Here is a 21,702-nt window from a genome sequence, read left to right on the forward strand (position 1 = left end):
GGGAGGTCAGGAGGCGGAGGTGGGCCGGGTCCAGAGTTCGAGGTCGGTCAGGGCCCCGGTGAAGGAGCCCAGCATCGGGCGGAGGTGGTCCTTGTCGAGCGGGACGAGGCCGTCGGTGTGTGCGCCGCCCTCCACCATGATGTAGCGGTGCAGGCCTCCGCGGCCGGCGTCGGTGACCATGCGGTGGTAGGCGTCGCCGAAGTCGGCCGGCGGGGTGAGGGCGTCGAGGCTGCCCTGGATGCTGATGAGGGGGCGGCGGATGTTCCCGGTGAGGGAGATCCGCTCCACGGCCTCGTGCACGGCCCGGGGGCGGGAGGCGAAGTCGTAGTCGGTGTCGCAGCCGGCTCCGGTGCCCACGGGGCAGGGCGGGGTGCCGGGCTGGGGGGCTCCGGGGCCGTCGTAGTCGGGGTCGAGCTCCTCGCGGATCACGCGCTGGAGGAGGTTCCACTGCTTGTCGTAGTGCCAGCCCCACTGGGGTTCGGAGCCCTTGGGATAGCCGGCGGCGAGCAGGGCGGCCTGGGCGGTTCGGTCGCCCTTGTCGTAGCGGGGGTAGGCGCGCAGGGCGGGCGGGAGGGTGGCGAGGAGGCCGCCGCCGGGGGTGAAGGTGAGGGCGTTCCAGTCGAGGCCGCCGGTGTAGAGGTCGGGTCGGTGTTCGAGCTGCCAGCGGACGAGGTAGCCGCCCGCGGAGAGGCCGGCGGCGTAGGTGAAGCGCGGGCTGCGCCCGTAGTGCCGGTCGGTGACCTTTTGGGCGGCGACGGTGAGTTCGGTGACCCTGCGGTGCCATTCCAGAATGGCGTCGCCGGGGCGGTCCCCGTCCTTGTAGATCTCGGGGCCGGTGTTGCCCTTGTCGGTGGCGGCGTAGGCGTATCCCTTGGCGAGGACCTGGTCGCTGATGATGCGGTCGTTGGCGTACTGCTTGCGCAGTCCCGGCGGTCCGGCGACGACGAGCCCGCCGTTCCAGTGGTCGGGCAGCCGGATGACGAACTGGCTGTCGTGCTTCCAGCCGTAGTTGACGTTGCTGTTGGTGGTGGACGTGTCGGGGAAGTAGCCGTCGATCTGGATGCCGGGGACGCCTGAGGGGGTCGTGGTGCCCGGAGCCTCCAGGCCCGCCCAGTCGGCCTGATCCGTGTGCCCGGTGAGCCGGGTGCCCGTGGTGGTCAGATCGGTGAGGCGGGCGGAGACGGTGTGTTCGGCGCCGGGGACCCTGATGTCGGCGGGGCCGGTCCGGGCGGCCGCCGGGGCGGTCAGGACGGTTGCCATCAGCAGGGGTGCGAGGGCGAGGGAACGCAGCTGCATGAGTCCTCATCTCGTGCGGTGGTGATGCCGAGAAATCTAGGAACCGCAGGTCATGCGGGGTAAGTGCGAAGCGGCAGGGGTGGGCCGGGCCGGCGGGCACATGACCTCTGGCCATATCCCGCACCCCGTTGGCCGCGGGGTGCGGGCGGGCGCGTGGGGGTGCGTAGGCTGCGGGGACCGTGCGGGTGCACGGGATTCCCGAGGAGGTCCTCCGATGCCGCGTCCCGTGCCCTGGATACCCGCCGTCCTGTACGGGGCGGTGCTGGCGGGGGGCCTCTACTACGCCGCGATCGGTCCGGGTTTCGGCGCCCGCACCGGCGGGTTCGCGGCGCTGCTGGGTGCGCTGGCCCTGCTCGACGGGAGGGTGTGGCGGATACCGGAGGGCACCGTGTTCGTCCTCAGGGCGGTGCTGCTCTGCGCGGTGGCGGCCCTGGACGTCTCGGGGCTCTCGCGGGTGCTGTTCGTGCTGGTGCCGTTCCTGGGGTTCTTCGCGTTCGGGCCGGCCGCCGCGCTCTGGCTCGGTGCGGGCTGTGTGGCCCTGCTGGCGGGCGCGTTCACGCTGTGGGTGCCGGGCTGGGCGGTGCGCGCCGAGTACATCTCCGACCTGCTGATGTTCGCGCTGGGTGTCGTGCTGGCGTTGGCGACGGCGGCGGTCGCCGTACGGGAGCGGCGGGCCCGGGGGCGGCTGGAGGACACCCTCGCGCAGGTGGCGCAGCTGTCCGCCGCCCGGGAGCGCAACCGGCTGGCCCGCGAGATCCACGACAGTCTCGGGCACCACCTCACCGCGATCGGCATCCAGTTGGAGAAGGCCGAGGCGTTCGCCGCCCTCGATCCGGCCGCCTCCGCGCAGGCCGTGTCCCACGCCCGCTGGTCGGCGAACCGGGCCCTGGACGAGGTACGGGCATCCGTGCGCACCCTGGGCCCCGAGGCGGAGTCGGAACCGGTGGGCCTCGCCCGGACGCTGGCCGACCTCGTCCACCACCTGGACGGCGGCGCCCGTCGGATTTCCCTGGACGTGTCGGGCGTCGAGCGGCGGCCGCTGCTGGTGCTGTACCGGGCGGCGCAGGAGGGCCTCACCAACGCCTGCCGGCATTCGGGAGCGACCGAGATCGGCGTGCGGGTCCGCTACGACGACCACGGGGCGAGCCTGCGCGTCACGGACAACGGCAGCGGTCTGGGCGGGGCCGAGGAGGGCTTCGGCCTGGCCGGGCTGCGGGAACGCGTCCGCCTGGCCGAGGGGACGCTGGAGCTGTCCAGTTCGGACCGGGGCACGTCGCTGACGGTGGGGGTGCCGTGGTGAACGGGCCCGTGGCGCAGGAGGGGGCGAGCGTACGCGTCCTGGTGGTCGACGATCAGGACCTCGTCCGCGAGGGCATCGCCGCACTGCTCGGGCTCCAGCCCGGCATCGAGGTGGTGGGCAGCGCGCGTGACGGAGCGGAGGCCGTGGACGTGGCCGGGCGGTCCGGCCCCGACGTGGTGCTGATGGACGTCCGGATGCCGGGCATGGACGGGGTGACCGCCACGGCGCTGCTGCGCCGGCAACTGCCCGGCTGCCGGATCGTGATGCTGACGACCTTCAACGACGACGAGTACGTCGGCCGGGCGCTGAAGGCGGGCGCGGTCGGCTACCTGCTGAAGAACCTTCCCGCGGCGGAACTCGCCCAGGCGGTCCGCCTGGCGCACGCGGGGGTCGCCCAGTTCGATCAGACGGTCCTCGCCGCGCTGGCCGCCGGCGCCCCCGCCCCCGCCCCCGATCTGCTGACGCCGCGGGAGACGGAGGTGCTGCGGCTCATCTCCGCGGGTGCCACGAACCGGGAGATCGCCGCCCGGCTGTACCTGAGCGAGGGCACCGTCAAGAACCACATCTCCCGCGTGCTGGGCCGGCTGGGCTTGCGGGACCGGACCCAGGCGGCGCTCTACGCGCGGGACAACGGGCTGATCTGAGCGGCGGGCCGGGCGCTCGCCCAGCCGCTCGACCGACGTCTCGATCAGCCCCGGCGGGGCCGGCGGATCTTCATGTCGTCCACGCTGGTGACCTTCGTCCGCAGTGCCCCGTGTCCGATGCCGCGTGCGGCGAGGGCCGCGGCCGCCCGGGCGCAGGCCGTACCGCCCGCGGCCTCGTCCTCCAGGTCGGCGGCCTGCCGGACCACGCAGCGGAAGGAGAAGGCGCGCAGCTCCCGGTCGTAGACGAGGGTGCCGTCGTCGGTGAAAGCGGCCCTGAGGATGTCGTGTGCGTCGGCGGTGGCGAGGAGTTCGGTGCGCCGGGTGTCGTCGAGGTCGGCGAACACGCCGCGGACGATGACTCGGTAGGTGCGCTCACTCATGGGACGTCCCTTCGTTTCGTGCGTCGGAGCCCTGCTCCAGCAGGGCGGCCAGTCCGTCCAGGAGGCGTTCGAGGGCGAAGGAGAAGCGTGCCTCCATGGACGGGCCGGTCAGGTCGCCGGCGAGGGCGACCAGGTGGGGGAAGGTCTCCCGCGGCAGCTGCCGCAGCTGCTCCCCCGCGGCCGTGGCGACCTCCCGGCGGTCTGCGCCCATGGCCTCGGACGCCGAGAGGGGCCCCTGCTCCTGGAGCACGAAGCCCTGGACGAACGCGCCGAGCAGGTAATTGATCATGGCGGCGTCCGCGTCGGAGAAGCCGGCCTCGCGCAGGCGGCCGAGCTGGTCCTCCATCAGGCGCAGCAGGTGCGGGCCGGGGGCGAGCCGGCCCGCGACGACCTTGGCGGCGTCGCGCTTGCCGAGCAGGTGCCGGCGGTAGCGCAGGCAGTACTCGCGCAGCTGCTGTCGCCAGTCGCCCTCCCGGGGCGGCGCCTGCGCGTCGGCCATGAGCTCGTCGGTGAGCAGGTCGAGCAGTTCCTCCTTGTTGCGCACGTGCCAGTACAGCGAGGCCGCCTTCACCCCCAGCTCGGAGGCGAGCTTGCGCATCGACAGGCCGCCCACGCCCTCGCGCTCCAGCACGCGCAGGGCGGCCCGGACGACCGCCTGGCGGGTGAGTCCCGGCTGCTGCGGGGTGTCGTCGCCCCTGCCCTCCGCGGCCATCGGCCACCTCCTTCTCGGGGTCCCGCTGGGAATCCCGCTTGCCAACTAACACCGTTAGAGGCAGTCTAGCCGCACCGAACCTGCGACTAACACTGTTAGGGAGTTGTGAGGATGAAGCCGCCCGCCCGACACAAAGGGCTCGTGCTCGCCACACTGTGCGCCACGATGTTCATGGCGATGCTCGACAACGTCATCGTCAACAACGCGCTGCCCCGCATCGGGCGGCAACTGCACTCCGGCGTCAGCGGGCTCCAGTGGGTGGTGGAGGGATACAGCCTGGTCTACGCGGCCCTGCTGCTCACCGGCGGCACCCTCGGCGACCGCTACGGCCGCAGGCGGATCTTCCTCACCGGCCTGGCCGCCTTCACCGCGGGCTCGGCGGCCGCGGCGCTGTCCGGCTCGACCGGCGCACTGATCGCCGCCCGGATGTTCCAGGGCCTCGGGGCGGCGCTGCTCACACCGGGCAGCCTGTCCATCCTGCGCCACGTATTCACGGACGAGAAGGAGCGGGCCAGGGCGGTCGGCCTGTGGTCGGGCGTCTCCGCACTGGGTCTCGCCGTCGGCCCGGTGCTGGGCGGGCCGATCGTGGACACCTTCGGCTGGGCCGCCGTCTTCTGGGTCAACGTCCCCGTCGGGGTGGCGGGGCTGGCGCTCGCGGCCCGGGTCCTCCCCGAGTTCGCGGCGCGCACCAGGCGGCTGGACCTGCCGGGCCAGGCGCTCTCCGCCCTGGGGTGCGGAGCGCTGGTCTACGCGCTGATCGAGGGGCCCGCCCGGGGCTGGACCGACCCTCGGGTGCTCGCCCTGGCCGCCGTGGCGCTGCTGGCCCTGCCCGCCTTCGTCGTGGTCGAGGCCCGCAGCGCCGACCCGATGCTCGACCTGCGCTTCTTCCGGGACCGGGTGCTGACCGGTGCCGCGGTGAGCGGCTTCATGACCAGCTTCGGCATGTTCGGGGCGGCGTTCTTCCTGCCGCTGCTCATGCAGGACGTGATGGGCTGGTCCCCGTCGGACGCGGGTGTGGCGGGCCTGCCGATGACCGCGATGATCGTCGTCGCCGCGCCGCTGTCGGGCGCGCTCACCTCACGCCACGGCCCGCGGCTGCCGCTGGTCACCGGCCTGGCCCTGTGCGCCACGGGACTCGGCGCCCTCTCGTGCTACGGCGCGCACGCCCACTACGCGCAGTACGTCTGGGTCCTGCTCGTGATGGGCCTCGGCATGGGGATGACGTTCACCCCCGTGTCCATCACGGTCATGCGGCGCGTCGACCCGGCGCGGGCCGGGATGGCCTCCGCGACCCTCAACACCCTGCGCGAGATCGGCGGAGTCATCGGCGTCGCCGTCCTCGGAGCCGTGCTCGGCAGCCGGCTCACCGCCACCCTGACCGACACCCTCCACCGGCTCGGCGTACCTGCCGAAGTCGGCCGCCATCTCCCCGGCACGGCCTCGGACGGCACCGCCGCGCTCCCCGCCCCCGTCCGTGATGCCGTCGACGCCGCCTTCATCGACGCCCTGCACCTCGCGCTGCGCTGCGGCAGCGCCGCACTGGCCGCCGCGGCGCTCCTGGTCGCACTGCTCCTGCGCCCACGACGGGGCGTCGCGCCGCCGGCCGCCGGCGAACGCCCGGCCCCGCGGCCGGAAGCGGCACGACGGTAGGAAGAGGACCGCCACCGCACCCCCGCCGCCCCGGACGGCACCACCGCCCTCCCGCCGCCGCCCCGGACGGCACCACCGCCCTCCCGCCCCCGTTCGATCCGGCTCCGGTGGCGGGCGGGGCCCGGTCCTGTTTGGCTCGGGGTGCGCACATTCCCCTACCAGGACGAGGACCGGTCATGAGCGACGACAGCGCGCCGAGCGAACGAGCCCGGGAGATGCGGGACAAGGCCCAGGAGCTGGAGCAGGCGGCCCAGCGGGCGACGGACCCCGCGGAACAGCAGCGGCTGAGGGACAAGGCCCTGCGCATCCGCGAGAAGAGCGAGCAGCAGAACGGCCGCGGCAGCGGGACCATGGACCCCATGTAGCCGCGGAACGCGGACCCGGCGACCGCTTCGGCCGCCGGCGCCGGCGCCGGCCCGACGGCGGGAAAACCGGATGCCGGGCGGTGTGCGGTGCGTCCACACTGGCCGCACCACACACCGCCCCGCCCCGAAGGACGTTCCCGCGCGTGCAGGCCGCCGTCACCGTCACCCCCGCCCAGATCCCCGAACTGCTGCTCGGCCTCGCCACCGTGCGGCCCGTCTTCCTCTGGGGGGCGCCCGGTATCGGGAAGTCCTCCCTCGTCAGGAAGTTCGCCGACTCCCTGGGCCTGGAATGCGTCAGCCTCCTGGGCACGCAGCTCGCCCCCGAGGACCTGATCGGCGTACCCCAGATCCGTGACGGCCGCTCGGTCTTCTGCCCGCCCGAGGCGATCGCCCGCGACGAGCCGTACTGCCTCTTCCTCGACGAGCTCAACGCCGCCGGCCCGGACGTCCAGAAGGCGTTCTACTCCCTGATCCTCGACCGCCGGATCGGATCCTACGAACTGCCCGCCGGGTCCATCGTGATCGGCGCCGGCAACCGGGCCACGGACAACGCCCTCGCCCGGCCCATCGCCTCCGCCCTGGTCAACCGCCTCACGCATGTCCACCTCCAGGCGTCCGCACAGGACTGGCTGGTGTGGGCGGGCGAGCACGGCGTCCACCCGTGGGTCACCGACTACCTCACCGACCGGCCCGACCACCTCTGGTCGCAGCCGCCCAAGACCGAGGAGCCCTTCTCCACCCCGCGCTCCTGGCACATGCTCTCCGACGCCCTGCACTCCTTCGGCGCGGAGTTGGACGAGCACACCCTCAAGGTGGTCGCCCACGGCACCCTCACCCCCGCGCACGCCGTCTCCTTCTGCGGCTATGCCAAGATCGTCCGTCACACCTTCGGCATCGACGCCATCCTGAAGGGCGACGCCTCCTGGCCCACTCGGCTCCAGGACCGCGACCTGCTCTACTACCTCGCGGAAGCCTTCCGGGGCCGTCTGCTCAAGGAACTCCCGGCGCAGAAGGAACACGTCTCGGCCGCCCTGCGCCAGCACACCCACCGCTTCAAGTCGCTGCTCGTCCAGCTCGCCGAGATCTCCGTCGAGGTCGCCCAGACCGTCATCGCCGACGACGCCGACGGCCTGCCCGTGCTGCCCGGATGGTTCCTGATCGAGGCCGCGCGCGACATGCCCCGCCTGGTCGAGGCCCGCCGGTGAGCCGGAGTGGCAGCGCCCGGGCGAAGGCCGCCGCCCGGCCCGACCCGGCCGCCCAGGCCTTCGCCGAGGGCCTGGCCCTGGTCAAGCGGAACCCGGCCCTCGGCGCCCTCCACGGCAAGATCTGCCGCGAGGCCGGCTGCAAGGAGTCCCCGGACGGGGGCCTGGCCGCCGTCACCTCCAACGGCATCGTCCACGTCCACCCCACCCGGCGGGCCGAACCCCGCGCGTGGGCATGGGCGCTCGCCCACGCCCTGCTCCACCTCGGCTTCGGCCACGTCCCGGCCGCCGACGACGAGGACCGCGCCCAGCCGGACCCCTTCGACCTCGCCGCCCGCTGCGTGGTCGTCAACCGCTTCCTGCTGACCTTCCCCGTCGGCCGCGCCCCCGACCACCTGCCCGCCGACTACCCCGGCGGCGACGAGGACGAACTCGCCGCCCGCTGGCGCCGCGACGGCATCCCGCCCGCCTACGAGCACTGCGGCACCGCCGGGCACGGCCCCGACCAGGTCCTGACCACCTGGCGGGCCTGGGGCGGCGCCGCCGTCCCCGACTGGCAGACCGCCTTCGCCGCCGCACTGACCCGCAGCGTCTCCGCCGCCATGGACGTGGCCGGCGGCCGCCGTGACCGGACCACCGGCGAACGCGTCGCCCAGCGCCCGTGGGACCGGGCCCTGAACTGGTTCGTGTCCTCGTACCCGCTGCTCGGCGGGCTCGCCGCCGGCCTGACCGTCGTCGCCGACGCCGAACTGGCCCGCGCCCAGGACATCGCCGTCGCCGCCGTCAGCACCGCCGCCGGCGAGATCTACGTCAACCCGCTGCGCACCTTCGAGGACGACGAGTGGCGGTTCATCCTGGCCCACGAGATGCTCCACGCCGCCCTGCGCCACGGTGAGCGCCGCGGCGGCCGCGACCCGTACCTGCACAACGTCGCCGCGGACTACGTCGTCAACGACTGGCTGGTGGAGATGCGGGTCGGCAGCATGCCCGAGGGGCTGCTGCACGACCCGGCGCTGCGCGGCCTCTCCGTCGAGGAGGTGTACGACCGGATCGCCACCGACCTGCGGCGGATCCGGCGCCTCGCGACGCTGCGCGGCAAGGGCGCCGGGGACATCCTGGGCGAACCCCTCGCGCATGGCGCGGGACGTCCGTACGCGGATCTCGACGAGTTCTACCGGCGCGGCCTCGTCCAGGGCTTCGACCTGCACGTACGCGAGGGGCGCGGCCTGCTGCCCGCCGGGCTCGTACAGGAGATCCGGGCCCTGGCCCACCCGCCGGTGCCCTGGGACGCCCGGCTCGCCCGCTGGTTCGACGAGTACGTGCCGAGGCCCGAGGCCGTACGGTCCTACGCGCGCCCGGCACGCCGCCAGGCCTCGACCCCGGACATCCCACGCGCGGGCCGGTACTTCCCGCCCGAGGAGACGGCCCGCTGCACCTTCGGCGTGGTGCTCGACACCTCGGGGTCGATGAACGCCGCCCTGCTCGGCAAGGCGCTGGGCGCGATCGCCTCGTACGCCGAGGCCCGCGACGTACCGGCGGCCCGGGTCGTCTTCTGCGACGCGGCCGCGGACGACGCGGGCTACGTCCCGCCGACCGAGATCGCGGGCCGGGTCCGGGTCCGCGGCCGGGGAGGCACGGTGCTCCAGCCGGGCGTCGACCTGCTCCAGCGCGCCGAGGACTTCCCGCCCGCGGCGCCGGTCCTGGTGATCACCGACGGCTGGTGCGACACCCTGCGCATCCGCCGCGAGCACGCCTACCTGATCCCCGAGGGGGCCGGTCTCCCCTTCAGGCCGAGAGGTCCGGTCTTCCGTCTGACATGACGTGACCTGACCGCCGGTGGGCGGGGCGGCCGGGGCGCGCCCCGCGCATGAGCGCCGTGTAGAGCAGGAAGGACGCGGTCAGGCCCACCGCCCAGCCGTAGTCGGCCAGCGGCTTCAGGAAGGGGATCAGGCCCTCTTCGGGGAACGGGCCCTTGCCGGGGGCCGAGTGGGAGCCGCCGATGGCCAGTACCCCGCCGGCCAGGAAGGCGGCGAGGGCCCGGAGGTTCCAACCCCCCGTGTACCAGTACGGGCCGCCCTCCCGGTAGAGGTCGGGCAGCGAGAGGCGGGTGCGGCGTACGACCCAGTAGTCGGCGATGAGGACGCCGGCCACGGTGCCGAGCAGTCCGCCGACGAGGCCCAGCCAGGTGAAGATGTACAGCTCGGGGGTGGACGTCAGCTTCCACGGCATGATCAGTACGCCCACCACGCCGGTGATCAGCGCGCCCCGGCGGAAGTCGATCAGGCGGGGGGCCAGGTTGGCCAGGTCGTAGGCCGGGGAGACGACGTTGGCCGCGATGTTCACCGAAATCGTCGCGATCAGCACGGTGACCAGGGCGAATAGCAGCCCGAAGACGCTGTCGGTCTTGGCGACGAGCTCCACGGGGTCCCAGACGGGGGCCCCGTACACCGCCTCCGAGCCGGAGGTGACGAACACCGACAGCAGCGCGAAGAGGGTCATCGTCGTGGGCAGGCCGAGGGTCTGTCCGAGGATCTGGGAGCGCTGGCCCGCGCCGAAGCGGGTGAAGTCGGGGATGTTGAGGGAGAGGGTGGACCAGAAGGCGATCATCCCCATGAGCGAGGGGAACAAGACCGGCCAGAAGTCCGCGCCCCAGCCGAGCCGGGACGGCTGGTCGAGCAGTTCGCCGAAGCCGCCCGCCTTCACCCCGATCCACACCAGCAGGGCCAGCGCGCCGACGATGACGAAGGGCGCGGCCCAGTTCTCGAAGCGCCGCAGGGCCTCCATCCCGCGGTAGATGATGGCGAGCTCCAGGGCCCAGAAAACGACGAAGCACAGCCACAGCGTCCACGGCTCGCCGCCGATCTCGGCGGCCCCCGCCCAGCCGCCGAAGATCTTGCCGAGCAGGACGAAGATCCCGGACCCGCCGATCCAGGTCTGGATCCCGAACCAGCAGCAGGCCACGGCCGCCCGGATGAGCGCGGCCATGTTGGCGCCGCGGACCCCGAACGAGGCCCGGGCCAGCACGGGGAAAGGGATCCCGTACTTGGGGCCGGCGTGGCCGGTGAGGAGCATCGGGACGAGCACGATGAGGTTGGCGAGCGCGATGGTGAAGACGGCCTGCTTCCAGTCCATCCCCAGGGCCACCAGCCCGGAGGCGAGCAGCCAGGAGGGGATGTTGTGCGCCATGCCGACCCACAGGGCGGTGAAGTTGTACGTCGTCCAGCGGCGGGCGTCGACCGGGACGGGGAGGAGGTCGGGATTGGCGAAGCGGCCGTCGGAGGGGACTTCGCCGGGGGCGAGTTCGACGCGGTCCCCGCTCTCGGCACTCGGGCGGTCGGGCATGTGCGCACACCCCTTCGGGTCGGGTGGAGATCTCGGTCGGGACGCGGAACCCCGTCCACGGCTCCGCTCCCGGGAGCCCTCCATCGTGTCGCCCGAACCGTTCCGGAGCCAGTAGCCGGACCGTGAAGTGTCGTTCCCGTGGTGAACCCGTCTCCTCAACCGGGCACTACGACCTCACGGACCGGGCCTGACGGCCTGACCGGCGGGCCGAAGCGGTGGGGCGGCCACCGGGGCGGGGAGCAGGGCGGCGATCAGGCGGGTGGTGGTTTCGCCGGGGGGTGGGCCGTCGGGGGTGCGGGTCATCAGGAGGTGGTGGACCGTACCGACGAGGGCCAGGGCCACCGCGCCGGAGTCGAGGCCGGCCGGGACGCGGCCGCGCGTGCGTTCCGCTTCCAGGTAGGCCCGTAGCGCTTCCTCGATCGTCGCGAACCCCGGCGAGCCCGACCGCAGCGCCTCGCGCGTGTGCAGGGCGGACGCGGGGCGGGTGAGGGCGAGGCCGACGACGCCCGGGTCGAGGGAGTCCAGCAGGGCGAGCGCCACCTCGGCGAGGTTGCCGGCCACTTCGCCCTCTCCCGCCCGGGCCGGCAGGGCCTGCGCCAGCCGCGCCGTGCGCGCGAACCGGTCCAGGACCAGCTCGGCCACGAATGCGTCGAGCCCCGCGAAGTGCGTGTGCAGGACCCCCTTGGCGCAGTCGGCCTCGGTGGTGACCGCCCGGCTGGTGAGGGCGGCCGCGCCGTCGCGGGCCACCACGCGCTCGGCGGCCGCGAACAGCCGTTCGCGCAGGTCCGGAATGGCTACTCCACGGGGTGACATCGGGCGCTCCGGTTCCAGGGGTGATTGCGGGGATGGGCAGGTGCCCATACTCTAGCGCCCTGAGGTTTGGGCGTACGCCCATTCTCGGCCCGCGGACCGGAGGAGAACGGCATGAGGATCGTCAACACCGCGCAGGCGGAGGCGTGGAACGGATACGACGGCACGTACTGGGCCACCCACCAGGAGCGCTGGGACGCCGTGAACGACGGGTTCAACGAACCCCTGCTCAGCGCCGCGGGGATCGGCCCCGGCGACCGCGTCCTCGACATCGGCTGCGGGGCGGGACGTACGACCCGGCTCGCGGCCCTGCGCGCCGCCGGCAGGGGCGAGGGCAGGGGCGAGGGCGGGGGCGAAGGCGGGGGTGGCGGCGGCTCGGCGGAGGGGCTGGACCTCTCGGCGCCCCTGCTGGCCCGCGCCCGCGCCTCCGCCGAGGCGGAGGGCATCGGCAACGTGACCTTCACTCAGGGCGACGCCCAGGTGCACCCCTTCGCGCCGGGCTCCTTCACGCATGCCATCAGCCGGTACGGCGTGATGTTCTTCGCCGACCCCGAAGCCGCCTTCGCCCACATCGGCCGGACCCTGCGCCCCGGCGGCCGCCTGGCGTTCGTCGCCCCGGCCGAAGCGGAGGCCAGCGAATGGATGCAGGCCTTCCGGGCCCTGGACGGCGTCCTGCCCATGGGCGACTTCGCCGTCGCCCCGGGCACCCCGGGCATGTTCTCCCTCGCCGACCCCGCCCGCACGAAGGCGCTGCTCGGCGCGGCCGGCTTCACCGCCGTCACGGCCGAACGGGTCCGGGCGTACGGGGTGTGGGGCCGTGACGCCGAGGACGCGGCCGACTTCCTGCTCGGCTCCGGCCCCGGCCACCACCTGCTCGCCCAGGTCGGTCCGCAGGCGCGGGCCGAGGCCCGTCGCGTACTGGCCGACCGCCTGCGCCCGTACGAACGGGAGGGCGCGGTCCGCCTGCTCGCCACGGCCTGGCTCGTCACGGCGGACCGGAAAGTCGGGTGACAGGGCTTCGGGGGCCTGCCTATGATGCCGCCGATGAAGACCTACTCCTCTGCCGGATTGGGGGAATCGTCCGCGCAAGGTGAGTGCTGATGGCACCTCACTTCGTGGAACCGATTCCCGCCCGCCTGCTCATGTGGCAACGCGTACGCGAGTACGCCGTGCCACCGTCCATGATCGAGAACGCGACGGCGCGCCGCGCCGTCGGGGACTGGGCGGGGGCCTGCGCCGCCGCCCGGATCGACGTCGATCTCGATCTGCGCGCCGTGCGCCGACGCCACGGCATCGACCTCACCTCCCGCCTGCGGGCCGATCTGCGCCGTCTGGCGCCCGATCTGCTGCGCTGGCACATGCCCCGGACCGCACCGGACGGGCGCCTGCGGCCCGGCCTCACCGTCTCGCTGGCCCGCTACGGGCCTCCCGGCCGGGCCGCGCCCCGGCTCGTGGTGCGGACGCCGCCCGCCTGGGCGGACGCGGGCCAGCGGATGTCCCTGGCGCTCTGGGAGGAACCCCGGGACGGGGCACCCGCGCACCATCCCCATCCCCACCCCCACCCCGACCGGCGCTTCCGGCTCGACCTGCACCGCCACCTCTGGGACGGCACGCGCAGTGCCGAGCTGGCGGGCCGGTGCGGTGAGGCCGGCGATCCCTCGCCGTCGCGGCCGCCGGAGCAGTGGGCCGCCGAGGCCGAGCTGTTGCTGCGGGCCGACGGTCTCGGCCCGCGCGGGCCGCTGACCGTACGGTTCGGCGCGCGCGGCCGCGGTGTCTTCGAGCTCGTCGCCCCGGACGACGGCCACGCCCCGGCGCTGCGGCCGGTACGGGAAGTGCTGCCGGCGCAGGCGGTCGCGGCGCTGCCGGTGCTGCCGGATGCCGCGGCGAGGCCGCTGCCCGACCTTGAGCTGCTCCGGGCCGGCCTGGTCCGGGCCGACCGCTTGCACCCGCTGGTCGCGGCCGCGCTGTCGACACGGGAATCCGTACGGGCCCTCGTACGCCCTCCCGAACGGCCTCCCGTACGCGGGCCGGTACCGGACCCCGGTCCGGCGGCCTCCGCAGACGGCACGGACCCGCACCGGGTGGAATGCCTCGGGGAGGTCCACCGGATCGCGCTGCGGGACGGGGTGCTGACGGCCGTCGACCACGATCCGGCCCAACTGGCCCGTGAGGACCTGCTCATGGCCCTCGGCGGGCCGGGCCTGCCCTGCCTGCGGGCGATCGACGCCGTCCACCGCAGCCCCGAGGCGCTGCCCGCGGTGCGCGAGCGCCTCGGCCACGGCGACGTGACCGGCGCCCTCGCCGTGGTCGAAGGGCTCCTCGGGCCGGGCGCGGTGCTGCGTGAAGGCGCCCTGCGGGAGGCCCTGGAGGCGGCGGTGGCGGGCCGCCTCGACCACGGGCTCTTCCGCGCGGGGCTGGTCTCCGTGCACCCGGCCGCGCTCGGCCGGCTGCCGGGGGAACTGCGCCGCAAGCGGGGTTCCCGTACCCGCCCCCGGACCGGTTTGCGCGGCTGACGGCCGGAGCTCGCCCCCTGTCCTTCCCCTCCCCGCACGCCGGGGCGCCGGGGCGTGCGCTTGCGCGTTCGCGTTCGCGTTCGCTTGGGCGTCCTCGCCCTCGCCCTCTCCCTCGGCGGCATCCGGACGGAAACCCCGTCCCCGAGACCCACACAGGTGACAGCCATGTCCTCCAGCACTCTCCTCCCCTCCCTCCCCTCCCAGCCCGCCGTTCCCGCGGACGGCGATCGGCCCCAGCTCTCCCTCGCCGGCGACCTCCTGGCGCTGCTGCGGACCACCACCACCGAGCCGCGTCCCGACGAGCAGTTGGAGGCGCTGGCCCTGGCCGTGGCCGCGGACCTGCCCGTCCTGCTCTGGGGCGAGCCCGGCATCGGGAAGACCGCGGCGCTGACCCAGCTCGCCGCCTCCCTGGACCTGCCCCTGACGACCGTGATCGCCAGCGTCCACGAGCCGACCGACTTCTCCGGCCTCCCGGTCCTGGGCGAGGACCCGGCCGAAAACGGGGTGCCCATGGCGCCGCCGCAGTGGGCCGTGGAACTGGTCCGCGCCGGACGGGGGCTGCTCTTCCTCGACGAGCTGTCCACCGCCACACCCGCCGTCCAGGCCGCGCTGCTGCGCGTCGTCCTGGAGCGGAGGGTCGGCGCGCTGCAACTGCCGTCCGACGTACGGATCGTGGCCGCGGCCAACCCGCGGGCCTCGGCCGCGGACGGCTGGGAGCTGAGCCCGCCCCTGGCCAACCGCTTCGTGCACCTGTACTGGGTGCACGACCGGGATGTGGTGGTGCGCGGCCTCGGCGGGGTCTGGCCGCGCGCCGAGCTGCCCCGGCTGGACCCGGCGGCGCTGACCGGGGCGGTGGCGTTCGCCCGCCTCGCGGTGTGCGGCTTCCTGAACGCCCGGCCCACGCTGATCCACCGGCTGCCGACCACCGAGACCCGGCGCGGCGGCGCATGGCCGTCGCCCCGCAGCTGGGAGGCCGCGATGACGCTGCTCGCCTTCGGCACGGCCGCCGATGTCTCCCGCGACGTACTGGCACTGCTGGTCAGGGGCGCCGTCGGCGACGGCCCCGGCCTCGAACTGCTCGCCCACATCGACCGGATGGAGCTGCCCGACCCGGACTCCCTGCTGGCCGATCCGGCCGCCGCCGACCTGCCGGAACGCGGCGACCTGCGCCAGGCGGCGCTCGAAGGGGTGGTCGCCGCCGTCGGGGCGCGCCCGGAGCGTGCACGGTGGGAGGCTGCCTGGGCGGTCCTCGTCAGGGCGATGGACACCGGGGCGCCGGACCTGCTGGTCGGCCCGGCGAAGGCGCTGGCCGCCCTCCGGCGCGACGGCTGGGAAGTCCCGGAGGCGATGGAGCGGCTCGCCCCGGTGGTCGGTCTGGCCCGGCGGGCGGAGAACTCGGTGGCCCGCACCGCGAAGGCCGCGGGCCACGGCGGCACGGGGGGACGCCGATGAGCACTCCCGCCCGCCCGAGCCCCCCTCCCCCTCCCCGCCCCCACCCGCGTCCGCGTCCGCGTCCCATGGCCCCTCCCCCGCCGCCGCGGCCCGTACGGGTGACGGCCCCCGGCGGGCCGCCCGGCCCGGCCGTCCCGGCCGTCCCGCTGGACAGGGAGAAGCTGCTGGCCGCCCGGCTGCACGCGGCCTCCGTCCGCCCGTACCTCTCGGGGGCGCTGTTCGCGCTGCACGTGGTGGAGGACCGGTCGGTGCCCACCATGGCGGTGGACGCCCACTGGCGCTGCTACGTCTCCCCGTCGTTCGTGGAGCGCACGCCGCTGGAGGAGCTGGCGGGCGTGTGGGTGCACGAGGTCTCCCACCTGCTGCGGGACCACCACGAGCGCGGCGAGCGGTACGCGCGGGAGTGCGGGGAGAGCGGTCCGGGGCAGCGGCTGCGGCGGAACATCGCCGCCGACTTCGAGATCAACGACGACATCTACGGCGACGGCCTGCCGATGCCCTCCGGTGCCGTGCGGCCGGCCCTGATGGGCCTGCCCGACGGGCTGTTGATGGAGGAGTACCTGCGCCGCTTCTCCCTGGCCGACCACGCCCCGCAGCTGGCCTGGCTGGACTGCGGGAGCGGCGCGGACGGCTGGGCGCGGCCCTGGGAGCGGGGGCCGGAGGGCGCGCACGGGCTGAGCCGGCAGCAGCGGGACGCGGTCCGCTTCCGGGTGGCCGAGGCGATCACCGGCCGGCCCGGGGACGCGCCGGAGGGCTGGCGGCGGTGGGCCGACGAGGCCTTCCATCCCCCTCAGCCGTGGCGGCAGCTGCTCGGCGCGGCCGTCCGGGCGGCCGCGGGCGGGCCGGGGGCCGGCGAGGACCACAGCTACCGGCGCCCGTCCCGGCGTTCGGCCGGGGTTCCCGGCGTCGTGCTGCCGAGCCTGCGGCGGATGCCGCCCCGGGTGTGCGTGGTGATCGACACCTCCGGGTCGGTCAGCGACGCCGAACTGGGCACCGCGCTGCTGGAGGTCGCGGCGATCTCCCGGGCGGTGGGCGGCCGCCGCGACCTGGTCTCGGTGATCTCGTGCGACGCGGCGGCGGGGGTGGCCGTACCGCTGTGCCGTGCCGAGAACCTGGAGCTGATCGGCGGGGGCGGTACGGACCTCAGGTCGGGCTTCGCCCGGGCGCTGCGGTCCCGTCCCCGGCCGGACGTGATCGTCGCCCTGACGGACGGGCAGACGCCGTGGCCCTCCGCGCAGCCGTCCTGCCGTACGGTCGTCGGCCTCTTCCCGCGACCCGCCGGCACCGTGGACGAGGACGACCCGGAGTACGTCCCCGCCGACCCGCCCCCCTGGGCCCGGGTGGTCCGCCTGGGCTGACGGGCCGGGGCGGGACGGGGCGGGCCCACCGCCCGTGGTGAAAACGGAGTGCGGGAGCGCCGTCGCGCCGCGAGACTGGCGCGATGATCACCATGCCTCCGGCTGTACTGGATTCGCTCTACGGGGTCGCGTTCGGCGACGCCTTCGGTGACCGCTGGTTCGGCATCCTGCGCCGGGACGGTCCCGCCGCTCTGGAGGCGCGGACGCCGCCCCCGGAACCGCTGTGGCGGTGGAGCGACGACACCGCCCAGGCGCTGGTGCTCGTCCGGGAACTCGCCGAGGGCGGCGGCACCGTCGACCAGGACCGCCTCGCCCTGCGCTTCGCGTCGGCGTACGCCGACGACACGCACCGCGGGTACGGAGCCTCGATGCACGACGTGCTCCGCCGGATCGGCGCGGGCGAGCCGTGGCAGGAGGTGGTCGGCGGGCAGTTCGGCGGCCAGGGCTCGTGGGGCAACGGCGCGGCCATGCGGGTGGCCCCGCTCGGGGCCTGGCACGCCGCCGACCTCGACGCGGTCGCCGAGCAGGCCGCCCGCCAGGGCGCGGTCTCGCACCACCACCCGGAGGCGGTCGCCGCGGCGGTGGCCGTCGCCCTCGCGGCGGCGCTGGCCACCCGCAGCCGGGGCGGGGCCGCCCCGGCCAGGCCGGACTTCCTCCGGGCGGTCGCCGAGCGACTCCCCGAGGGCGACGTCCGGTCGGGGGTGCGGATCGCGGCCCGGATGCCGGAGCACACCTCGGTGCGGCACGCCGCGGAGGTACTGGGCTCCGGCTACCGGATGTCGGGCCCCGACACCGTCCCGTACGCCCTGTGGTGCGCGGCGGGACACCTCGACGACCTCCAGGAGGGCCTGTGGTCCACGGTCGGCGGGCGCGGGGACATCGACACCACCTGCGCCATCGCGGGCGGTGTGATCGCCGCGCGCACGGGCGTCACCGCCCTGCCCCCTGCCTGGCACGCAGCCTGCGAACCGCTGCCGCCGGTGGGGGAGGCGTAATCCAGGACATAACACTGTGTGACTACTTCGCCGCCGAGGACGACGACGCGGCCGCCGCCGTGGCCCAGGTGCCCGATGGCCCTGCCCGGGCCGGACTCGACGTGGTGTTCCTGAAGGGAATCGACCCGGTGGTCGCCATGGCCGAGTTGGAGGGGATAGTGACCGGCTGCGGCTATGAGGAGGCCGCACAACGCCCGCGGTCCGGGCAGTTGGTGTCCTCTCCGGAAGCCGAGGGCGCCTTTGTGTTCAGCCTGTCGGACTCCCTGGCCGAGGCACTCGCCGCCGCGACGGCGGACGACCTCGTGCGCTTCGCGGGGCCTTGGTCCGACACGGGGCCACTGCGGCAGGGCCGGGTCGACGCCGATATCGCGGCCCGTGTCCTGGATGCCCTGGCCGGCCTGGCCTCCCGTGCCCGGGCCGGCCGCATGGGCCTGTATTGCCGGTGGTCCCTCTGACTCCGGGGCGGCGGAGCCGTCCGGTTGGGCCGAGGTGCCGGTGCCGGGTTCAAAAGCGGTTGCCCGGGTGTCGCGGGGCCAGCGATCATCCTGGGGATTCGCCCCCGATCACCGGAGACACATGACCACCCAACTGTCCAAGGCCTGGGAGCTCTTCGAAGCCGGCGACCCGCAAGGGTCGATGCGGACCCTGCGGCTCGGCGCCGAAGAGCTCGCGTCCGCAGAGATCGCCCCGCTCGTGGCCAAGTTGGCCGAAGGCGCCGGCTTCACGGACCTCGCCGAGGCCTCGACAGGACTGGCGGCGCAGCCCGCGGACGCCGAGCGGCTGTACGCGTTCGGCTACGCCTGCGTCGAGCGCGGCATCCCCGCCCTGGCCGTCCCCGCGCTGCGTGCGGCCCTGCGCCTGACCTTGGCGCTGCCGAGCCCGCCCGAGCGCACCGGACTGTTCCGCCGCAGGTCCACACCGCGGGCCGAGAAGCGGCTCGCGCCCCGGCGGGTGCTCCTGGAGCTGGTGACATCGCTGGAGGAGGTCGAGCGGCACACCGACGCTCTGGAGCTGCTGCGCGCACACGACTCCCTCCTGGCCGACTGGCCGGACCGCTACCTGACGGTCTACAACGCCCTGATGGCCGGCCGGATCGACATCGCCCGGCGGGTCTTCGACGGCCTTTCGGCGCCCGAGGACGTCTGGGTGGAACCGGGCCGACGGGTCGGGCGGATGCTGGAGCGGGCCGCGGCCGTGCCGCCGACGGGCCCGCAGGACCTGCGCGGCTGGCACTACGTGCTGACCGGCGGGCTGCTCCTGACCCTCTCCCCGCACGGTTTCGACCGGGGCATGACCGGCCGCTGGGCGTTCCTCCAGGACGACTTCGACTCCTGCCGGCACGGCCTGGAGCGGCTGCGGACGGTCCTGGACGCCACCGGGCGCAGGCCTGCGTCCGTCGGCCTGCTGCCGGACCGCGGCAGCCGGGCGCTCGGCCTGGCGGCGGCCCGCCTGCTCGGCGTCCCGGCCTCCCCCTACCGGCCGGGCACCCCGGACGTGCTGGTGGTCGCGTACGACCTGACCGCCTGCGACCCCGGCACGGTGGACGCGCTGACCGAGCGGGCCGCCGGCGAGCTGCTCTTCGAGCACGCCACCTGCTGGACCGACATGCCCGGCGCGACGGCCGACGTCTCCACCCTGCTGGTACAGACCGTGACCGCGCCCTGGGAGCCCCGCCTGCGGCTCTCCGAGGGCGGGCAGACGGAACGGACGGAGCCCGACGGCCGGTCGGCCGAGGAGCTGGCCGAGGCGATCCTGGCGGCGGATCCCGCCCCGGCGGAGGGCGACGGGCAGACGCCGGACGACCCCGACGCGGTACTGGCCGCGTTCGCCACGCGCACGGCGGGGCTGCCGGCGGAGGGCCCCCGGACCCGGATCGGCTCCGCGGGCCCCGTGCGCAGCAGCCGCTTCGCCTGACGGCGGCCCAGGCCGTGGCCGTGGCTCTGGCCGTGGCCGTGGCCGTGGCCGTGGCCGTGGCTGTGGCCGTGGAACAGCCGCCGTCGCTTCTCGCGGGGAAATCGGAGGTTTCACGGCGCCGATCGGGAACAGAAGAGCGGTCACGACGACCGATTCCCCAGACCACGAGGAGGTCCCGATGTCGGGTACGGAGAAGGGCAAGGCCCGTGCCGAGCAGGCCAAGGGCAAGGCCAAGGAAGTGCTGGGACGCGCGACCGGCAACGAGCGGATGACCGCCGAAGGCCAGGGCGAGCAGGTCAAGGGTGATGCGCGGCAGACCAAGGAAGACGTCAAGGACACCTTCCGCCACTAGAACGCGCGGGGACGCGCGACGACGCGCGACGACGCACGCCCCGCAGTAGCCTCCGGGCCCCGGCCGACTCCCCCTCGGCCGGGGCCCGGTCTGCCGGTGCCGCCGTCGGTCCGGCTGCCGTCAGGGCCGGCCGGTGTGCCCGTCGGGCTCCAGTCCGAAGGCCTCGGCGGTGGCCCCGAAGCCCGCGGCGGCCTCGCTGCTGCGCCGGAACATGGCCCCCTCGTACGAGGCGAGTGCGGCTTCGACGTCGGCGGGGCGGGCGGTGGCGAGGGCCTGGCCGAGTTCGGCGCCGTCGAGCAGGGCCAGGTTGGCGCCCTCGCCGTTCGGGGGCGCGAGGTGGGCGGCGTCGCCGAGCAGGGTCACCCCCGGCACCCGGTCCCAGCGGTGGCCGGGGGGCAGGGTGTGGAAGGGGCGCACGAAGGGGGCGGTGTCGGAGTCGGTGATCAGCGACCGGAGTTCCGGTGCCCAGTCGCCGAACTCCCGTGCGATGCGGGCGGTGGCCGCGGCCGGGTCGGTGAAGTCGATGGCGGCGAACCAGTCCTGGGGCTCGGACAGCCCTATGTAGGTGTGCAGGGTGTCGCCGCTCTCGCGGTGCGCGAACATCTGCCTGCCGTTCCGCCCGGACACGATCATCGATCCGCCGCCGACCGCCTTCGCGGCGGCGGGGTGCCGGGTGTCGGCCTCGTACAGGTAGGTCTCGACGACCGAAGTGCCGGCGTACTCGGGTGTGACGGGGGTGAGCAGGGGCCGCACCCGGGACCAGGCGCCGTCCGCGCCGACCAGCAGGCCGGTGACGAGCGTGCTGCCGTCGGCGAAGGCCACCTCGTGGCGGCCCTCGCCGAGGGCGCGGGCGGCGGTGACCTTCCGCCCCCACCGGACGGTGCCGGGCGGGAGGGAGTCGAGCAGGATCCGCCGCAGTTCGCCGCGCTGGACCTCGGGGCGTCCGCCGGTGCCGTCGTCGGGCTCGTCGAGCAGGACGGTGCCCTCACGGTCGAGGACGCGGAGGGCCTGGCGGCCCTCCAGGACGATGGAGTGGAACTCGTCCGTCAAGCCGGCCGCCTTGAGGGCGAGCTGGCCGTCGTGGTCGTGGATGTCGAGCAGCCCGCCCTGGGCGCGGGCCGTCGGGGAGGGGTCGGCCTCGTGGATCGTGGCGGGGATGCCGTGCAGGTGCAGGACGCGGGCGAGGGTGAGTCCGCCGAGTCCGGCGCCGATGATCGTGACGTGCGGGATGCGCATGGTGGCTCCTTCGGGACCGGGGCCGGCGGGATGGGCGCCGGCCGTCTCACCGAACGGTGCCAAGCGCGGCCGACGGACGGCCGACAGGCGGCCGACAGCACCGACAGCCCGCCCACGGGCACCGACAGCCGGCCGACAGCCCCGCACGCCAGCCGGCACCGCCGCGGTCGCCGCGGCCACC

At 74.8% G+C, this 21,702-nt stretch carries 20 protein-coding genes; 14 read left to right on the forward strand and 6 right to left on the reverse strand.

Features of this window, described 5'->3' with window-relative positions; all coding sequences use genetic code 11:
• Positions 1-6 precede the first annotated feature (6 nt).
• Positions 7-1,296 (reverse strand): tannase/feruloyl esterase family alpha/beta hydrolase, encoded by a 1,290-nt coding sequence (locus ACZ5NJ_RS03770; RefSeq protein WP_468762374.1) that lies wholly within the window; start codon positions 1,294-1,296, stop codon positions 7-9.
• A gap of 214 nt (positions 1,297-1,510) precedes the next feature.
• Between ACZ5NJ_RS03770 and ACZ5NJ_RS03775 the strand changes: the two genes are divergently transcribed.
• Positions 1,511-2,596 carry a sensor histidine kinase gene (locus ACZ5NJ_RS03775; protein ID WP_468762376.1) on the forward strand — a complete coding sequence of 362 codons (1,086 nt, stop codon included), beginning with the start codon at positions 1,511-1,513 and terminating at the stop codon, positions 2,594-2,596.
• Positions 2,590-3,240: a response regulator transcription factor gene (locus tag ACZ5NJ_RS03780; RefSeq protein WP_468762378.1), complete on the forward strand. Its 651-nt coding sequence runs from the start codon at positions 2,590-2,592 to the stop codon at positions 3,238-3,240. Before ACZ5NJ_RS03775 ends, ACZ5NJ_RS03780 begins: the two co-directional genes overlap by 7 nt.
• 44 nt (positions 3,241-3,284) lie before the next feature.
• On the opposite strand, the gene ACZ5NJ_RS03785 is transcribed toward ACZ5NJ_RS03780, so the two are convergent.
• Together ACZ5NJ_RS03785 and ACZ5NJ_RS03790 are read right to left on the reverse strand one after the other, a co-directional pair.
• Entirely contained in the window at positions 3,285-3,620 is a 336-nt protein-coding gene (locus ACZ5NJ_RS03785; protein ID WP_468762380.1) for a DUF6204 family protein, read from the reverse strand.
• Positions 3,613-4,332 (reverse strand): TetR/AcrR family transcriptional regulator C-terminal domain-containing protein, encoded by a 720-nt coding sequence (locus ACZ5NJ_RS03790; RefSeq protein WP_468762382.1) that lies wholly within the window; start codon positions 4,330-4,332, stop codon positions 3,613-3,615. The genes ACZ5NJ_RS03785 and ACZ5NJ_RS03790 overlap by 8 nt, the downstream gene beginning before the upstream one ends.
• Positions 4,333-4,473: 141 nt before the next feature.
• Between ACZ5NJ_RS03790 and ACZ5NJ_RS03795 the strand changes: the two genes are divergently transcribed.
• The 4 genes from ACZ5NJ_RS03795 to ACZ5NJ_RS03810 all read left to right on the forward strand — a co-directional run bounded on the left by ACZ5NJ_RS03795 (position 4,474) and on the right by ACZ5NJ_RS03810 (position 9,369).
• Positions 4,474-5,982 (forward strand): MFS transporter, encoded by a 1,509-nt coding sequence (locus tag ACZ5NJ_RS03795; RefSeq protein ID WP_468762385.1) that lies wholly within the window; start codon positions 4,474-4,476, stop codon positions 5,980-5,982.
• 176 nt (positions 5,983-6,158) lie between these two features.
• Complete coding sequence (locus tag ACZ5NJ_RS03800; protein WP_468762387.1) at positions 6,159-6,347, forward strand: DUF6381 family protein; 189 nt, start codon at positions 6,159-6,161, stop codon at positions 6,345-6,347.
• 143 nt (positions 6,348-6,490) lie between these two features.
• Entirely contained in the window at positions 6,491-7,552 is a 1,062-nt protein-coding gene (locus ACZ5NJ_RS03805) for an ATP-binding protein (RefSeq protein WP_468762389.1), read from the forward strand.
• Positions 7,549-9,369 (forward strand): vWA domain-containing protein, encoded by a 1,821-nt coding sequence (locus tag ACZ5NJ_RS03810; RefSeq protein WP_468762391.1) that lies wholly within the window; start codon positions 7,549-7,551, stop codon positions 9,367-9,369. Before ACZ5NJ_RS03805 ends, ACZ5NJ_RS03810 begins: the two co-directional genes overlap by 4 nt.
• On the opposite strand, the gene ACZ5NJ_RS03815 is transcribed toward ACZ5NJ_RS03810, so the two are convergent.
• Positions 9,335-10,891, reverse strand: coding sequence for an NCS1 family nucleobase:cation symporter-1 (locus ACZ5NJ_RS03815; RefSeq protein ID WP_468762393.1), 1,557 nt, complete (start codon positions 10,889-10,891; stop codon positions 9,335-9,337). The two genes, ACZ5NJ_RS03810 and ACZ5NJ_RS03815, sit on opposite strands and share 35 nt — an antisense overlap.
• Before the next feature lie 174 nt (positions 10,892-11,065).
• Positions 11,066-11,704, reverse strand: a complete 639-nt coding sequence (locus ACZ5NJ_RS03820) for a TetR/AcrR family transcriptional regulator (protein ID WP_468762395.1) — start codon at positions 11,702-11,704, stop codon at positions 11,066-11,068.
• A gap of 111 nt (positions 11,705-11,815) precedes the next feature.
• On the opposite strand from ACZ5NJ_RS03820, the gene ACZ5NJ_RS03825 reads away from it, so the two are divergent.
• From ACZ5NJ_RS03825 to ACZ5NJ_RS03860, 8 genes are all read left to right on the forward strand, one after another.
• Positions 11,816-12,712: a class I SAM-dependent methyltransferase gene (locus ACZ5NJ_RS03825; protein ID WP_468762397.1), complete on the forward strand. Its 897-nt coding sequence runs from the start codon at positions 11,816-11,818 to the stop codon at positions 12,710-12,712.
• An 89-nt stretch (positions 12,713-12,801) separates the two neighbouring features.
• Positions 12,802-14,214, forward strand: coding sequence for a hypothetical protein (locus ACZ5NJ_RS03830; RefSeq protein WP_468762399.1), 1,413 nt, complete (start codon positions 12,802-12,804; stop codon positions 14,212-14,214).
• 165 nt (positions 14,215-14,379) lie between these two features.
• The gene (locus ACZ5NJ_RS03835; protein ID WP_468762401.1) at positions 14,380-15,666 is read left to right on the forward strand and encodes a sigma 54-interacting transcriptional regulator; all 1,287 of its coding nucleotides are present in this window, start codon (positions 14,380-14,382) and stop codon (positions 15,664-15,666) included.
• A 65-nt stretch (positions 15,667-15,731) separates the two neighbouring features.
• Positions 15,732-17,024, forward strand: coding sequence for a vWA domain-containing protein (locus tag ACZ5NJ_RS03840; protein WP_468762403.1), 1,293 nt, complete (start codon positions 15,732-15,734; stop codon positions 17,022-17,024).
• Positions 17,025-17,107: 83 nt separating this feature from the next.
• Positions 17,108-18,019, forward strand: coding sequence for an ADP-ribosylglycohydrolase family protein (locus ACZ5NJ_RS03845; protein ID WP_468762405.1), 912 nt, complete (start codon positions 17,108-17,110; stop codon positions 18,017-18,019).
• A 101-nt stretch (positions 18,020-18,120) separates the two neighbouring features.
• Positions 18,121-18,474: a hypothetical protein gene (locus ACZ5NJ_RS03850; protein WP_468762407.1), complete on the forward strand. Its 354-nt coding sequence runs from the start codon at positions 18,121-18,123 to the stop codon at positions 18,472-18,474.
• Between the two features lie 121 nt (positions 18,475-18,595).
• Positions 18,596-19,933, forward strand: a complete 1,338-nt coding sequence (locus ACZ5NJ_RS03855; protein ID WP_468762409.1) for a hypothetical protein — start codon at positions 18,596-18,598, stop codon at positions 19,931-19,933.
• A gap of 178 nt (positions 19,934-20,111) precedes the next feature.
• Positions 20,112-20,285 (forward strand): CsbD family protein, encoded by a 174-nt coding sequence (locus ACZ5NJ_RS03860; RefSeq protein ID WP_468762411.1) that lies wholly within the window; start codon positions 20,112-20,114, stop codon positions 20,283-20,285.
• Between the two features lie 120 nt (positions 20,286-20,405).
• On the opposite strand, the gene ACZ5NJ_RS03865 is transcribed toward ACZ5NJ_RS03860, so the two are convergent.
• Entirely contained in the window at positions 20,406-21,521 is a 1,116-nt protein-coding gene (locus ACZ5NJ_RS03865; RefSeq protein ID WP_468762413.1) for an FAD-dependent oxidoreductase, read from the reverse strand.
• Positions 21,522-21,702 lie beyond the last annotated feature (181 nt).

This window comes from Streptomyces sp. NPDC032091 (assembly GCF_055580265.1).